Source organism: Collinsella aerofaciens ATCC 25986, from assembly GCF_964237925.1.
Taxonomy (GTDB): Bacteria; Actinomycetota; Coriobacteriia; order Coriobacteriales; family Coriobacteriaceae; genus Collinsella; species Collinsella aerofaciens_BJ.
On the sequence record NZ_CAXSKI010000021.1, the window covers coordinates 24,888 to 39,447 of the forward strand.

The following is a 14,560-nucleotide window of genomic DNA, read 5'->3' on the forward strand; positions in this document are numbered from 1 at the left end:
ATTAGAGCGCCTCCTCATCGAGCGGAGCGGCCAAGGTGCCCTCGCCCGCAAGCGGCGACTTGTCGCGCCAGACGTTCTCGAACTGCTCCTTGTCGAGCACGTGGTCGCGCTTGGCGGCGACATCGGTCACCGTCACGCGATCGGTGCAGGAGTAGCACGGGTCGAGCGAGCCGACGATCAGCGCCGCGTCGCCCACGGTGTTGCCGCGGAACATGTAGCGCAGGACCGGCCAGTTGCTGTACGTGGCGGCCTTGGCGCGCCAGCGGTAGCACTTCTGGTTATTGCCGAGCATGGCCCAGTGCACGTCCTCGCCGCGCGGCGCCTCGGTGGCGCCGATGGCGTACTTGTGCGGGGTGTACTCCCAATCCGTGGTGAGGATGGGGCCCGACGGGCAGTTCTCGAGCATGGTCTCGATCATGTCGATCGAATCGTAGACCTCCTGGATGCGGACGGCGGTACGGCCGAAGGCGTCGCAGGTGTCGGCCGTGGCGGCGTGCATCTTTTGGACGTCCGGATCGGCGTAGCCGTCGAAGGGATGGTCAAAGCGCACGTCGCGGGCATAGCCCGAGCCACGCATGAGCGGGCCGACCGGCGAGAAGTCGCGTGCAATCTTGCGGTCCAAGATGCCGATACCGCTCGTACGCTCAATAAAGTTGGGCGTGGAGAGCAGCACGTCGACGAGCTCCTGAACCTCGGAGCGCAGCTGGTGGATGGTCGTGAGCGTGGAGAGCTTCTGCTCAGCCAAAATGTCGCGACGCACGCCGCCAATCACGTTGAGGCCGTAGGTCTTGCGGTGACCGGAGAGCTTCTCGGCCAGGTCCATGGACTTCTCGCGGACGCGGAAGAACTGCTGGAAGCCGGAGTCGAAGCCCGTGTAGTGCGACGCCAGGCCAATGTTGAGCAGATGCGAGTGCAGGCGCTCAACCTCGAGCATGATGGCGCGGATGTACTGGGCGCGCGGCGGGACATGGATGCCCTGAGCGCGCTCGACGGCCTCGGCGTAGGCCACCGAGTGGGCGCAGCCGCAGATGCCGCAGATGCGGTCGGCGAGGAACGTCACGGCGTCATAGTTCAGGCGCGTCTCGGCAACCTTCTCCATGCCGCGGTGCACGTAGAACAGACGGTAGTCGGCGTCGACGATCGTCTCGCCCTCAACGAACAGGCGGAAGTGGCCAGGCTCGTCGGAGGTAATGTGCAACGGGCCCATGGGAACGAGCGTCGTCTCCTTGCCCTTGGTATCGGCCAAGAACTCGTAGTTTTCCATGTCGCTCGCGGGAGCGGGACGGAAGCGGTAGTCCATGGAGTCCTTGCGCAGCGGGTACAGGCCGCTGGGCCAATCGTCGGGCAGCACCAGGCGACGACGATCGGGCAGACCCTCGGGGATCAGGCCGAACATATCGCGCAGCTCGCGCTCGCCCCACACGCAGGCGGGAACGAACGGCGTCACGGACGGGAACGTCATCTTGGCGGGATCGACCTCGGCACGCACGGTCACCCAGCCGGGGTCCTCCCCCTCCATGGAGATGACGTAGTACACGGCATAACGGCCGCACAGGCTGCGCTCGTCGTTGCCGATGATCACGGGGATCCAGCCGTAGCGTTCGTAGTACAGGTAGTGGACGGCCTCGGGCAGCTTGTCCTGCTTGACGGTGATCGTCAGCTGGTCCTCGCACTGCCACTCGACCTTCTCGATGCAGCCCGGAACGGCGCGGCGCAGGGCCTCGACATGGCTCTCGCAGCGACGGGCATACACCTTGTTCTCAGTTTCAATCATTCGTTACTCCACCTCGCTCTGAGCGGTCTCGGTACCGAACACAGCGCGGTACATCGGCGTCGCGTGAAGTTCCTCGGTGCTCTGCTCGAGCACGATGCCGGTAGCGGTCTCCACACCGTGCACGAGGGGCAGCGGGGTGGCAATGCCAAACCACAAGATCATGACAGCCAGGATGATTTCGGGGATAAGCATGAGCGCCGGGGCCTCATGCTTGCCCATGCCCTGGGGCGCATGGCCGAATACCGACTTGAGTGCGATACGGGTGAGCGCGGAGATGGCCACGGTAAGACCGAGGGCGACCACGACGACCAGCCACATGGGACCGGCGGTAACACCGGCGACAAAAGTCAGGAACTCAGAGATGAACATGCCAAAGGGCGGGAAGGCGGCAAGGCCGAGCAGCGCCAGGATGGCGAGCGCGGCGGTTGCGGGCGCAACCTCGACGACGCCCTGGATCTTGGCCAGGCTACGCGTGCCAAAGGCGTGCTGGATGTTGCCGGACACGCAGAAGGCAAGCGTCTTGGTAAAGCCGTGGAACACGCAGTGCAGCAGGGCCGCGGCGATACCCAGCGGGCCACCGATACCCAGGCACAGGGCGATAACGCCCACGTTCTCCACAGACGAGTACGCAAAGCGGCGCTTGAGGTCGTCCTGGCGAAACATCGAGAGTGCCGCCACCAAAATGGACAGCGTGCCGACGATCAACAGCAGAAGTTGCGGATACTCGGCACCCACGGCCTGGATGGTAAAGCCGTAGAAGCGCATGATCACAAGCATGGCACACTTAAGCAGAACACCCGAGAGCAGGGCCGAGACAGGACTCGGAGCCTGAGAGTGGGCATCGGGCAGCCAAGTGTGCATGGGGAACAGGCCAGCCTTGGTGCCAAAGCCGATCACGATAAACGCAAAGGCGAGGCGCATGAGCGTCGGGTCGAACTGGTCGGCATACGGCAGCACGCACGACAGGAATGCGGCCTCGTGGGCGTTGGGAATCACGTCGGCGGCGTTGGCGTAGATCAGCAGCGTACCGAACAGGCCAAATGCCACGCCGGCGGTACAGACCATCGCATACTTCCAAGAAGCCTCGAGGGCCGTCTTGTTCTTGTAGATACCCACCAGGAACACAGTGGAAAGCGTGGTTGCCTCCACGGCGGCCCACGTGAGGATCATGTTGTTGGACAGGCACGCGAGCAGCATGGTGAACACAAACAGGCTAAACAGCGCAAAATACTGCTTGGCGCGCTCGGCGGGCATGGAGCCCTCCTCGATATCGGCCTTTACATAGGGCAGCGAGAACAGCCCCGTAAGAAAACCGATAAAGCCGATGAGCAGCACAAAGATGGCGCCCAGCGAATCGAGGTGGAACCACAGGCCAAGAGCGCTCGCGGTTTCGCCGCTCATAAGGACGTCGCCGGCCGTCATAATCGACAGCACCAGGACGGCTGCGACGGAGACCAGGTTGAGACCGGCAAACACGTTATAGGACGTGTTCTTGGGCAAAAACGCCATGACCAGCGAGAACACCAAAGGAGTCGCGAGCAGGGCGAGAATCAACGTTTCCATGGACTACCCCCTCAGCTCGGACAGGTCGCGCGCATCGAGCGAGTGGGAGTCGTCCCAAATGCGACGCACGACGATGGACATGATGATGACGGCAAAGATGGCGTCGGTGGCGATACCGATCTCGATGATCTCGGGAGCGGTGGGGGCCAAAAGCGCGAGCGTCACGTGGCTGCCGTTTTCCATAAGGCAGTATCCAAAGATCTGCTTCATGATGTTGCGCTGCGAGATGATGCAGGTGAGGCCCACGAAGAAGTGAGCGAAGCTAATAGCGAGCGCAGGCGTTGCGACCTCGGCCGTGGGCAGGCTGATCTGCGTCACAACGGCAAAGCAGATCGCGACCTCGACGGCGATGATGCAGATGGCCCACGCGGGCTTAAGGCCGGCCTTGAGCGATGCGTCGCTCGGCTCGCCCATCTTCTTGTATGCGCGGTTGAGGATGTAAGGGACCAGGACGACCTTAGTGATAAAGGCAGATCCGGCCCACATAAGCAGCTCCTGCGCACCGGTAGTAGCACCGAGCGTAGCGAGCAGTCCCACGAGCACCAGCGACTGCACCGCATACCAGCGAATGGCGTGCTTGATGTTCTTGGAGACGACCACCATGGTGGACGTGACGATCAGAAGGCCGCCAAGGATGTTGACGATCGAATAACCCATGTCGTTCTACCTCCTAACCGATCCAGCTGGCCGAAAGCGGGCCGCTGACGATGACCATGATGATGAGCACGATGAACACGAACGCCATCGCGCGGGGAAGCGGGGCTCCCGCAGCGACCTCGTCGCTCGGCTCGCCGGGCAGGCAATAGCCCATCCACTTGAGGAACCAGGCGAAGGTGGCGACGGTCTCGGCGACCATGATGCACACGAGCACCAGGATCGCGACGTTGCCGGCACCCACAGAGAAGCCGCCGGCGATAATCTGGAACTTCGAGAAGAACGTGTTCATGGGCGGCACGCCGGCAATAGCGAGCGCGGCGACACCGAAGCCCACGCCCGAGATCGGGTACTTCTTTACGATGCCGCGAAGCTTGGGCAGCATACGCGTGCCGAGCGTAAAGGAGAACGAACCGGCGATCAGGAAGAACAGCGTCTTGGCGAAAGCGTGGTTAAAGATGTGGCAGACGGCGCCATCGAAGGCGAGCTGGCTGCCAAAGACCGAAAGGCCCAGACCAAAGAACACATAGGAGAGCTGGGCGATCGTGGAAAAGGCCAGCAGACGCTTCATGTCCTTTTGCGGCAGGTACATAAGGAAGCCAAAGAGCATGGTGACCATGGCGTCGATAATGGCGACCCAACCCACGATCTCGGGGATCTCGCCGGCAGAGACGAGTGCACGCGCGAACACGCACACGCCGACCTTGACCATCGAGGCGCCATGCAGATAGGCCGAAACAGGCGTCGGCGCCTCCATGGCCGAAGGCAGCCACATGTACATGGGGACCTGCGCGGACTTGGCCCAAGCGGCAAAGAGCACCAGCAGAAGGACGATAGCCTTGAGCTTGGCATCGAGGCCGGCAATCGCGGTGATGGCGAAGGTGCCGGTGTGGGCAAACACGATGGCAGCACCCAGATACAGGCCGAGCGCACCGATATGCGTGATGATCAGGGCCTTCATGCCGGCCTTCTTGGCCGTAGGCGACATGTAGTAGCTGATCAGGCCCCAAGAGCAGGCACCCGTGATCTCAAAGAACACGAGCTGGCCCAAAAGGGTCGAGCTGTACACGAGGCCGGCCATGGCACCGATGAAGGTCGCGAGGTACGCGTAGAAGCGACGACGCGGTGCGTCGGGATGCTCACGGTTATTCTCGCTCATATAGGGAATCGAATAGATCACGACAAGCAGGCCGATACCCACAAAGGCGGGCGCGAGCAGCGTGCTCATGCGATCGAAGGTGAATCCCATGACGAGGGTCTGCCCAAACGAGATCAGGGGGACCTGAGTGTCGGGCATGCCGGCGCCAGCGAAATTCGCGGCGAGGGCGATGGTGCAGACCGTCGAGACGGCGGCACCCAAAACGCTGAACCACTTGGCGTACGGACGGGGGAACAGGGCGACGAGCACCGAGGCCACCATCGGGGCCGCGATAGCGACCAAGCCGAGAAGGGACAGACTGACTGCAAATGACATTGTTTCTCCCTTCTCCTACACGCCGACGACCACGAAGACAAACGCCAGAACGGCGATCCCCACGACGGCCCAGGTCTGATTGCCAAGCACCTTAAAACGCGAGCGCGAGCAGGAGTTCTCGATCACGCCGCATACGACAAAGTCGATCAGGCACTTCACCAGGAAGATGACTGCACCCAGAACGGCGGCTGCGCCTACGGTTGCGGGCTCGCCCCAGGGGACGAAGATCGCGCAGAACCAGGCGACGACCAGGACCTGCTTCATGGACATGGCGAGCTTGGCCATCGCAAGCGACGGGCCGGAAAGCTCGGCGAGCGGGCCTTCCTGAAGCTCCTGCTCTGCCTCGGCCTGGTCAAACGGCAGCTTGCCGAGCTCCATGTAGCAGGCAATCGCAAAGGCGATGCCGGCGAGGATCACGGCGACCGGCGCGTCGATGGCGCCCGTCATGATGTGCTGACCCATGGTGGCGATGTCGGTGGAGCCGCACACCAGGGCGGCGGCAAACAGCGCCAGCAGCATGGACGGCTCGATGAGCACGCTCATGAGCAGCTCGCGGACGCCGCCGATACCGGCGTAGGCGTTGGACGAATCCACACCGCAGAGGGCGAAGAAGAAACGGGCGAGCGCCAGGCTGTACATGATGGTAATGGCGTCACCAAAGACCGGGATGGGGCTTTGTGCCGTAAAGAGCGGCAGACCCATCGCGAGCATAAAGGCGACGGCGAAGAACAGCGGCGGCATGATGCGCAGCGCAAAGCTCGCATCCTCGCTCTGGGACTCGGGGCGCGCAAAGAGCTTGGCCAGGTCGCGGTAGTCCTGCATGATGCTGGGGCCGCGACGGTTGTGCATCTTGGCGCGGATCACGCGGCCGAGACCGGAGAAGAACGGTGCGACGGCCATGACGACCACGCCCTGCAGAACGGCAAGTACGATGTTGTTCATGCTCTCCCCTCCTTAACCCATTTGCACGGCGAGCACGAGGAACACCACGAGTGCCGCGACGATGTAGCAGATATAGATGCTGTAGTTGCCGCCCTCGAGCTTAGTCGCGAGATCGGCGAGCTTCTCGACACCCTTATGCGGGGCATCGACGAGAACCTTGTCGGGTACGGGCTCCACAGCCTCGGCCACACCGGTGAGCTTCTGGAAGAAGTGCGCGATGGACCAGCAGACGGCCGTGCAGCGGTCGCGCAGCGTGTAGAGCGGCTGCATAAACCAGGACACCTCGGAGGCAAAGGTCGTGGCCACGACGGGCATATGCTCGTTGGGAGCATAGCCGCATGCCCACGGCTGGGACTTCTGCACCTTGCCGACGGTCTTGAGCTTGCGATAGCCGCAGGCAAGGCCGACAAGCACCACGAGCGCAATGGCGATCGCGGGCGTGGAGGTGGCAGCGCCGGAGTACTGGTTCATGAGCTCCATGCCCTCGGCGGCAAACACGCCACCGTACGGATGCAGCACGGACGCGGCGACATCGACCAGCACGGGCGCGATCACGGGAGCGCCAATGCCCAGCACGACGCAGATGGCCGCGAGCAGGCCCTGCGCAAACACCATGGGGGCAGGAACCTCCTTGGCATTGGACGCGGCCCCGGAGCGGGGCGCGGAGGCAAAGGAGACGCCATAGGCCTTGACGAAGCACGTGACGGCCAGTGCGCCGGTAATTGCGAGCGCGACGGCAGCGAACACGGCCACGATCATGACGGCCTTGTCGCCCTGCATGGCAGCGTTAAACAGCGACTGGTAGGTAAACCACTCGGACACAAATCCGTTGAAGGGCGGGATGGCCGAGATGGCAAGCGCGCCAATAAGGAAGCAGATGGCCGTTGCCGGCATACGACGGAACAGGCCGCCCATCTTCTCCATATTGCGCGTACCCGTGGAGTACAGCAGCGCACCGGCGCCCAAGAACAGCTCGCCCTTAAACATCGCGTGGTTAAACGTGTGGTAGAGGGCGGCCATCAGAGCCAGGACGGCGATGCCGACCGAGTTGAGCGCCATGGCGGCCATGGAGGCGCCGACGCCGAGCAGAATGATGCCGATGTTCTCGACGGAGTGATAGGCCAGCAGGCGCTTGATGTCATGCTCCTGCAGGGCGAAGGCCACGCCGAGGACCGACGAGATCGCACCGAAGACCATGACCATAAGACCCCACCAGACCTGAACGCCAGAGGCGGAGAGCAGGTCGAGGCCCACCTTGAGGATACCGAAGATACCGATCTTGATCATGCCGCCGGACATGAGGGCCGACACGTTGGACGGCGCCTCGGGATGCGCCTTGGGCAGCCAGCCGTGCAGCGGGATGATACCGGCCTTGGCGCCAAAGCCAAAGAAGGCGAGCACGAAGCACACGGATGCGACCGCGGGGCTAAACTGCGTAGCGCGGAAATCCGCAAAGGCAAACGAGCCGCCGGCGAAGTTGGTCATGGTGAGGAAGCTCGCCATGATGAGCACAAAGCCCACGTGCGCGATCACAAAGTAGAGCCAACCGCCATGGATGGAGTTCTCGTTCTCCTCGATCACGACCAGGAAGTACGAGGTCAGCGACATGAGCTCAAAGGCGACCAGGAACCAAAACACGTTGTCGCCGGTGATGACGAGCATCATGGACGCCACGAAGGTGTTAAAGAAGAAGCCGGCGCGGCCCTTTTTGCCCGGGTACTCATCAAAGTAGTTGAGACCGTAGATCGAACCGGCAAACGCGAGCACCGAGATGAGCGCCACGAACAGGCCGGACAGCTGGTTGAGCAGCAGCTGGAAATGGGCAAACGGGAAGAACACGATGGTGTCGACCGACGTGACATCGCCCAGCACGGCCTGGATACCGGCCACAAACGAAAGCACCGCGGCGACGGCGCCGATAAGGCAGCCGGCGGTTTTGGCGGCGTTATCGGCCTTGATCAGCAGAACCGAGGCGAGCGCACCGATGCACGAGACGGCAAGCGATGCGATAAACAGCGTCATGCTATCCATTGTTTACGCTCCCTTCTGCTTTCTCGGACAGGCCCTGGGCCACAGCGGTAACGTCGACGACCGGACCGTTTTCGATCGAACGCAGGCGCTTGGACTCGTCGAGCTCGCGATCGGCCGCGCCGCCCATGACGGTCAGCGCCTTGGTGGGGCACGCCGCCACACAATGCGGGCCGTCCGGATCGAAGGCGCACAGGTCGCACTTGATAGCGCAGGTGTACTGGCCAGGAGCCCACGTAAGCAGGCTGCTCAGGGACTTAGGATACGAAGGCGTCGGGTCGCACATGCCTGCGACACCGGCGATAGACGTGCCATCGGGATGGATGGCTCCGAAGGGGCACGCGATGGCGCACAGCCTGCACCCGATGCACTCCTGCTCCTTGACGTGGATGCGATCGCCATCGTGCTCGATGGCATTCACCGGGCAAACCTCGGCGCAGGGGGCACCCTCGCAATGGTGGCAGGCAAGGGCGGCCGAAATACCGCCGGTCTTCACGAGCGCCAGGCGCGGCGTATCCTGAAGACCCTGCATCCGGTGGGCGTCGGCACAGGCGGACTGACATGTTCCGCAGCCGATGCACCTCTCCGGGTTGATGTCGATGAAGCGGTTCATCCCCACTTCCTTTCAAAATAACGGGCCGGGCTCCCGAACGTACGGGACGCCCGGCCCAAATAGCCAACGAGAACGGGACTACACGATTTGGTTCACGTGCGTCTCGTCGTCGAACTTGGCGGCGCCGGGCTCAACGTCCTGGGGAGCGGCGGCGTCCACCAGAGCCTGCTTGAGCTCGGTGTATTGACGCTCGACCTCGCCCTCGGCCCAGACCTGGTCGGCGATAGCGTCGACCTGGCAGGCGGAGAACTTGTCCTCGGGCGTGTGCGAGACCGGGTCGACCTTGTGAATGGTCAGCTCGTTGCATTTGCCGATCCACCACTGGTAGGTCATGTAGACCGTGCCCTTGTTGATGCGATCGCTCACGTCGGCACGGCTGTATACCTGGCCGCGGCGGCTGTGAATCGAGACGATGTCGCCATTCTTGATGCCGCGTGCCTCGGCGTCCGCGGGATTCATGCGGACAAAGCCGGGCTCGTCGGCGAGCAGTGCCAGCGTCTTGCAGTTGCCGGTCATCGAGCGGCAGCTGTAGTGGCCGACCTCGCGGACGGTGCACAGGATGAGCGGGTACTCATCATCGGGAAGCTCGGAGGGCGCCTCCCAGTCGTGCGCCATCAGGTTGGCGCGGCCGTCCTTGGTGGTGAACTTGCCACCAGCGAACATGTCGGGCGTACCGTGGTCGTTCACATCGGTGCTCTTGACGGGCCACTGGGCGTAGCCGCCCTCGGGAGCCATCTTCTCGTAGGTCGCGCCCACAAAGTTGGGGCACAGGCTAATGCACTCGTTCCAGATCTGCTCGGTGTTGTCGTAGTGCATGGGGTAGCCCATACGCGTAGACAGGTCCGCGAAGATCTCCCAGTCGTGGCGGCACTCGCCCTTGGGCGGAACAGCCGCATCAAAGTGCTGGAAGCTACGGTCGGATGCGGTAAAGACACCCTCGTGCTCGCCCCAAGAGGTAGCGGGCAGGATGACGTCGGCGAGCATGGTCGTCTGCGTCATGAAGATGTCCTGGCAAATGAACAGATCCAGCTCGGAGAGCGTCTTGCGCATACCGGCCGAATCGGGCTCGGTCTGCACCGGGTCCTCGCCGTAGTTGTAGAAGCAGTGCACCTTGCCCTCGTCGACCAGGTGGCCCAGGTCGGTGAGCTTGTAGCCCTCCTCGAGCGGGAGCTTTTCCTCGGGCACGCCCCAAGCCTTGGCAAACTTGGCACGCACTGCCGGGTCGGTGACTTTCTGGTAGCCAGGGTACAGGTTGGGCAGCATGCCCATATCGCAGGAGCCCTGGACGTTGTTCTGACCGCGCACGGGCGCGAGGCCGGAATTGGGTTTGCCGATCTGGCCGGCAACGCAGGCGATGGAGGCGATGGTGTGCACCGTCTTCAGGTTCTGCTTCTGCTGGCATACGCCCATGCCCCAGCCAATGATGGCAGAGGGCTTCGCCGTGGCGTACATCTCGGCAGCTTGGTGGATCAGCGCGGGCTCGACACCCGTGATGTCCTGTACGGATTCGGGAGTGTAGTTCTTGATGGTCTCCCACCACTCGTCAAAGCCGTTCGTGTGCTCGGCGACGAATTCCTTGTCGTAGAGGCCATCGTTGATCAAGCAGTTGGCAAAGGCGTTGAGGAACGCAACGTTGCAACCGTTCTTGATCGGAAGGTAGAGATCGGCGATACGCGCGGTTTCGATATGGCGCGGGTCGGCGACGATGATCTTGCAACCCTTTTCTTTGGCTCGCACGATACGCCTTGCGACGATGGGGTGCGAATCGGCAGGGTTATAGCCGAAGAGGAAAATGCAGCCCGCATCCTCCATACCGGGGATGGAGCATGACATGCAACCTGAACCAACCGTGTCCATCAGACCGAGGACAGTAGGGCCGTGTCAAGTACGGGCGCAGTTGTCTACGCTGTGGGTGCCGATGCACGCACGCGTAAACTTCTGCATGACGTAGTTCGCCTCATTGCCGCCGCCTCGCGAAGAGCCGGTGGTCATGACAGCGTTAGGACCATATTCGTCAATTATGGCCTGCATCTTAGATGCGGTGAAATCCAGCGCCTCGTCCCAGCTTACGCGCTCAAGATCCGCGCCCTTAGTGCGGCGGATCATCGGGTGCAGTACGCGAGGAGTCAAGATCTTGGTGTCGTTGATGAAGTCGTAGCCGCTCATGCCCTTAAGGCACAGCTCGCTCTGGTTGGTGATGCCGTTGAGCGGTTCGGTACCCACGACCTGGCCGTTTTGGACCAAGAGGTTAAACTGGCAACCGGCGCCGCAATACGGGCAGATCACTTTATGCTTCTCCATGACACCCTCCTTCCTTTCTCTGCTACCGAATACTCGGTACTTATTTGACAATCATTGGGCCTGTCGCCCGACGCTTACGCCTCGTTTTCGATGGTGGCGCGGGCACGCTCGGCAGTCAGTTCTGCCAGACGCTCCTCGTCCACCAGGGTGAGGCCCTTGGTCGGACACGCCTCGGCACACGCCGGACCGCCGGGACGGTCCACGCACAGGTCGCACTTGAGCACGAAGCTCTTAGTCTGCGAACCCACGCGCACGTCGCCCATCAAGACGGGGACCTGCGTGGTCGCCACGCTCACGGCGCCAAAGGGGCAGGCCATGACGCAGCTCTTGCAGCCGATGCAGTTGTCCTCGTTAACACCGATGCGATGGTTCTTTGGATCAAAGAACAAGGCGCCCGTGGGGCAGGCCTTGGCGCACGGGGCATCCTCGCAGTGATGGCAAGCCACCGGTGCGGAGATCTCGTACGTACGCGTCACGCGCAAGCGCGGCGCGGCGATGTTGCCGGGAATATCGTGTGCCTCGATGCACGCCGCCATACAGGTTTGGCACCCAATGCAGCGTGAGGAATCGGCTACGACTCGTTTATTGCCCATGTTGTTCACTCCCTCCTGAATCCCATGCCAGAGAGACCCTGTCGACGTTGCCCCGGACCGCCCGTGGCCCGGCATCGGCGTATCGAGTGCATGCGGCGAAACAGGCACTTCGATAGAATTCCTCCAACGATATACAGGTTAAATATACGCAGTTGCAGGTGGCAAACTTGAGCATAGGCCCTGCAATACGGGTGTATTGCAGGGGTTTTGGCAGGTTGGAACTATTCTCGGATAGCTATAAAGGTGAGTGTATTACATGCGTACGCCTCAGAGATTTTTACGCGCTCTCGTTTTGGATGTACTACGCTTGTATTCGTGTTTATGGTTATCAACTTGAGTGAAATAAAGTAATCGTTATAAGATGCTCAAGTATCGGCACATGCCGCATTTGACCGACTATATTGCACGCTCATTAAGGGGGCCAGTGATGTCATCGACTCAAAAAAGAGCCATCCTGCAGGTGCGCATTCGCGAGGAAGACAAGCAGCATGCCGAGCATCTCTACGACGCCATGGGCACATCGCTCGCCGAGGCTGTCCGTCTATTTGTCGCGCAGAGCATTTTGATGCGCAAGCTCCCCTTTCAGCCGGTCGCCGTGCGTTCCAAGGACGGCACGGCCGCCTATGGATCGCTCAAAGCATATGGGGACCCCAATCGCCGCTCCGAAGAGCGCAATGCCTGGATTGAGTACCTTGCCACAGAAAGCGACGATTCGATTTTGGGTCCCGAGGAAGTAGATATCCATGAGTAGCACCATCATCGACGAGACCGTCATCCTGCGCTACCTGCTTGACGACGACGAGGTTCTGTCACCGCGCGCCGCCAAGGTCATCGCCACGCGCACCGCTCGCGTCTACCCCGAAATCATCACGCGCGTCGTGGTCACGCTGCGCGACGTCTATAAGGTTCCCCGCGTTGAGATTACTGCGGCCATGAAAAGGCTGCTCGATGACGTCATGGTCGACGAGCCCACCGTTGTCGCCCTTGCCGTCAAACTCTTTGGCAAGACCCATATGGACTTTACCGACTGCCTCCTCGCAGCCCGAACCGCCATCTACAACGATGATGTCGTGAGCTTTGGCAAGCCCATCATCCAAGGCATGATCGATTACCGCCGCAAGCGCCAAACCGCGGCCGACGCTCGCGACCGCGCCGCCGAAGCCCGCAGCCGAAGCACCGACTCCACCATCGACAAGCTCCGCCACCGCCCCCGCAGATAAACCCATCCCCACCTAAGTTGCGGTGAAATACGGACTGTTTTATGCCTTTAAAGGCCTCAACAGTCCGCATTTCACCGCAACTTATTGAAGGTGGACCGCGAACGATTTCGCTATCGGGATTCGGCGTAGGGTTTTGTTGTCGGAATGCCGTAGCCGCGAATCATGGCACCGAACGATTCTACGTCGTAGGTGTCCGAGAGTTTGAAATGAATGACGTTGTGGCCCATGGAGCGAAGGTTCGCGTCGCGCATGAGGGCCGCTCGATACGTTTTTGCCGCCGCCCGCTCTGGATCATTTTGAGCCTCGTCTTCAAACTTGCCTAGCCCATGCAGCTCTGCCAGCGTCCATGAGCCGTCTGGCATCTGCCAGCCATAATCTGCTAGATAATAGCCAGCGTTTCCCGGTCGCGTTATCTCAACTTGAAGCTCGGGCGCGGCAACCCCAGCGAGAATCATCGCTGCTCTCGCCTCAGACTCGCCGCCATTGTCTGACCTGCCGTCCATATACTCAAAAACGTCAAAAGCACGCGCGATGCCATGCAACCCTCGGCAATTTGCCTGGGCATATGCTCGCAGCTCTTCGCGTTCGACATCGTACTCACGGGCCAAGCCATCGACATAGCCCAGCGCATAGCGAAAGGCGCTCGTTCGAGCGATATCAACAACCGTTCGACACGGATCCGTCAGTGTAAACAGACCTAGCCGCCACACTTCGCCCGCCCGCCAGCGCTTGTATTCAACGAACTCATACTTATCACGCCTTGTAGACCGCGGCAGCAGTACTTGCACTTTATCCAGAAGCGTATACGCCGAGCCGATGCCGTAGAGCAGCGCTGCTGTCGCTCCGCAAAACACAGCATCCGGTTCAACGACCGCAATAGCGGATGCCAGCTGAAAGATACGATCTTCAACCCCAAGATTATTCCAATAGACCGGATCCGCATATACATGGTTGTAAAGACGAAGCATGAGCTCTTCCTGCATAAGCTCGCGCGCACGGCGTTCATCCCAAGGATCAATTGTTATAAGCAGCTGTCCATCTTGATGAATTCCAACGGCCGAGAATAGCATCCTTGCATAGGACTGCGGAAAATGTTTGCCTTTATCGAGCATGGCCAACCCCATAACCATCACGGCGGAGAGAATACCATTACGCTATCGCATGCTTCCGTCCGCAGGCCTTGCCAAAAGCTGACCAAAAGCTTGACGTCGCAGGTCAGGGCTTCAGAAAATATTTCCACTCTCGGTAGACGGTCGTTACGGTCCTCCCAACGGCATCAAAATCCAACCTTACAAATAGTTGCGGTGAAATACGGACTAAAGGGGGTGCGGACAGAAAGTTGGACCGCGGGGCGGTCCGGACTGGAGGTTCGCATGTACAGCAGGGAGAAGGTCGAGC

At 61.1% G+C, this 14,560-nt stretch carries 12 protein-coding genes; 2 read left to right on the plus strand and 10 right to left on the minus strand.

Annotated elements, in window-relative coordinates:
* Position 1 precedes the first annotated feature (1 nt).
* The 9 genes from ACESWY_RS09125 to ACESWY_RS09165 form a co-directional block, all read right to left on the minus strand.
* Entirely contained in the window at positions 2–1,774 is a 1,773-nt protein-coding gene (locus ACESWY_RS09125; RefSeq protein WP_161145593.1) for a hydrogenase large subunit, read from the minus strand.
* A 3-nt stretch (positions 1,775–1,777) separates the two neighbouring features.
* Positions 1,778–3,337: a hydrogenase 4 subunit F gene (locus ACESWY_RS09130; RefSeq protein ID WP_161145199.1), complete on the minus strand. Its 1,560-nt coding sequence runs from the start codon at positions 3,335–3,337 to the stop codon at positions 1,778–1,780.
* Between the two features lie 3 nt (positions 3,338–3,340).
* Positions 3,341–3,994 (minus strand): hydrogenase 4 membrane subunit, encoded by a 654-nt coding sequence (hyfE, locus tag ACESWY_RS09135; protein ID WP_117584080.1) that lies wholly within the window; start codon positions 3,992–3,994, stop codon positions 3,341–3,343.
* A gap of 13 nt (positions 3,995–4,007) precedes the next feature.
* On the minus strand, positions 4,008–5,465 hold the full coding sequence (locus ACESWY_RS09140; RefSeq protein WP_055286165.1) for a hydrogenase 4 subunit D: 1,458 nt from the start codon (positions 5,463–5,465) through the stop codon (positions 4,008–4,010).
* Between the two features lie 15 nt (positions 5,466–5,480).
* Positions 5,481–6,407, minus strand: a complete 927-nt coding sequence (locus ACESWY_RS09145; protein WP_022095201.1) for a respiratory chain complex I subunit 1 family protein — start codon at positions 6,405–6,407, stop codon at positions 5,481–5,483.
* Between the two features lie 12 nt (positions 6,408–6,419).
* Positions 6,420–8,438 (minus strand): hydrogenase 4 subunit B, encoded by a 2,019-nt coding sequence (gene hyfB, locus ACESWY_RS09150; RefSeq protein ID WP_373094112.1) that lies wholly within the window; start codon positions 8,436–8,438, stop codon positions 6,420–6,422.
* Positions 8,431–9,048 carry a 4Fe-4S dicluster domain-containing protein gene (locus ACESWY_RS09155; RefSeq protein ID WP_373094110.1) on the minus strand — a complete coding sequence of 206 codons (618 nt, stop codon included), beginning with the start codon at positions 9,046–9,048 and terminating at the stop codon, positions 8,431–8,433. Before ACESWY_RS09155 ends, hyfB begins: the two co-directional genes overlap by 8 nt.
* Before the next feature lie 78 nt (positions 9,049–9,126).
* Positions 9,127–11,349: a formate dehydrogenase subunit alpha gene (gene fdhF / locus ACESWY_RS09160; protein ID WP_373094108.1), complete on the minus strand. Its 2,223-nt coding sequence runs from the start codon at positions 11,347–11,349 to the stop codon at positions 9,127–9,129.
* Positions 11,350–11,423: 74 nt separating this feature from the next.
* Positions 11,424–11,942 (minus strand): 4Fe-4S dicluster domain-containing protein, encoded by a 519-nt coding sequence (locus ACESWY_RS09165; protein ID WP_022095206.1) that lies wholly within the window; start codon positions 11,940–11,942, stop codon positions 11,424–11,426.
* Positions 11,943–12,369: 427 nt separating this feature from the next.
* Here ACESWY_RS09165 and ACESWY_RS09170 point away from each other — a divergent pair, with 427 nt between their 5' ends.
* Entirely contained in the window at positions 12,370–12,693 is a 324-nt protein-coding gene (locus ACESWY_RS09170; RefSeq protein WP_158554596.1) for a type II toxin-antitoxin system RelB/DinJ family antitoxin, read from the plus strand.
* Positions 12,686–13,162, plus strand: a complete 477-nt coding sequence (locus ACESWY_RS09175) for a type II toxin-antitoxin system VapC family toxin (RefSeq protein WP_349076262.1) — start codon at positions 12,686–12,688, stop codon at positions 13,160–13,162. The genes ACESWY_RS09170 and ACESWY_RS09175 overlap by 8 nt, the downstream gene beginning before the upstream one ends.
* 110 nt (positions 13,163–13,272) lie before the next feature.
* On the opposite strand, the gene ACESWY_RS09180 is transcribed toward ACESWY_RS09175, so the two are convergent.
* Positions 13,273–14,274, minus strand: coding sequence for a hypothetical protein (locus ACESWY_RS09180; protein WP_195239648.1), 1,002 nt, complete (start codon positions 14,272–14,274; stop codon positions 13,273–13,275).
* Between the last annotated feature and the right edge of the window lie 286 nt (positions 14,275–14,560).

Bases quoted from the DNA above. Each gene is read 5' to 3' on its own strand.
- ACESWY_RS09170 (WP_158554596.1), top strand. From the start codon at position 12,370: ATGTCATCGACTCAAAAAAGAGCCATCCTGCAGGTGCGCATTCGCGAG.
- hyfE (WP_117584080.1), bottom strand. From the start codon at position 3,994: ATGGGTTATTCGATCGTCAACATCCTTGGCGGCCTTCTGATCGTCACG.
- ACESWY_RS09155 (WP_373094110.1), bottom strand. From the start codon at position 9,048: ATGAACCGCTTCATCGACATCAACCCGGAGAGGTGCATCGGCTGCGGA.
- ACESWY_RS09130 (WP_161145199.1), bottom strand. From the start codon at position 3,337: ATGGAAACGTTGATTCTCGCCCTGCTCGCGACTCCTTTGGTGTTCTCG.
- hyfB (WP_373094112.1), bottom strand. From the start codon at position 8,438: ATGGATAGCATGACGCTGTTTATCGCATCGCTTGCCGTCTCGTGCATC.
- ACESWY_RS09145 (WP_022095201.1), bottom strand. From the start codon at position 6,407: ATGAACAACATCGTACTTGCCGTTCTGCAGGGCGTGGTCGTCATGGCC.
- ACESWY_RS09140 (WP_055286165.1), bottom strand. From the start codon at position 5,465: ATGTCATTTGCAGTCAGTCTGTCCCTTCTCGGCTTGGTCGCTATCGCG.
- ACESWY_RS09165 (WP_022095206.1), bottom strand. From the start codon at position 11,942: ATGGGCAATAAACGAGTCGTAGCCGATTCCTCACGCTGCATTGGGTGC.
- ACESWY_RS09180 (WP_195239648.1), bottom strand. From the start codon at position 14,274: ATGCTCGATAAAGGCAAACATTTTCCGCAGTCCTATGCAAGGATGCTA.
- ACESWY_RS09125 (WP_161145593.1), bottom strand. From the start codon at position 1,774: ATGATTGAAACTGAGAACAAGGTGTATGCCCGTCGCTGCGAGAGCCAT.
- ACESWY_RS09175 (WP_349076262.1), top strand. From the start codon at position 12,686: ATGAGTAGCACCATCATCGACGAGACCGTCATCCTGCGCTACCTGCTT.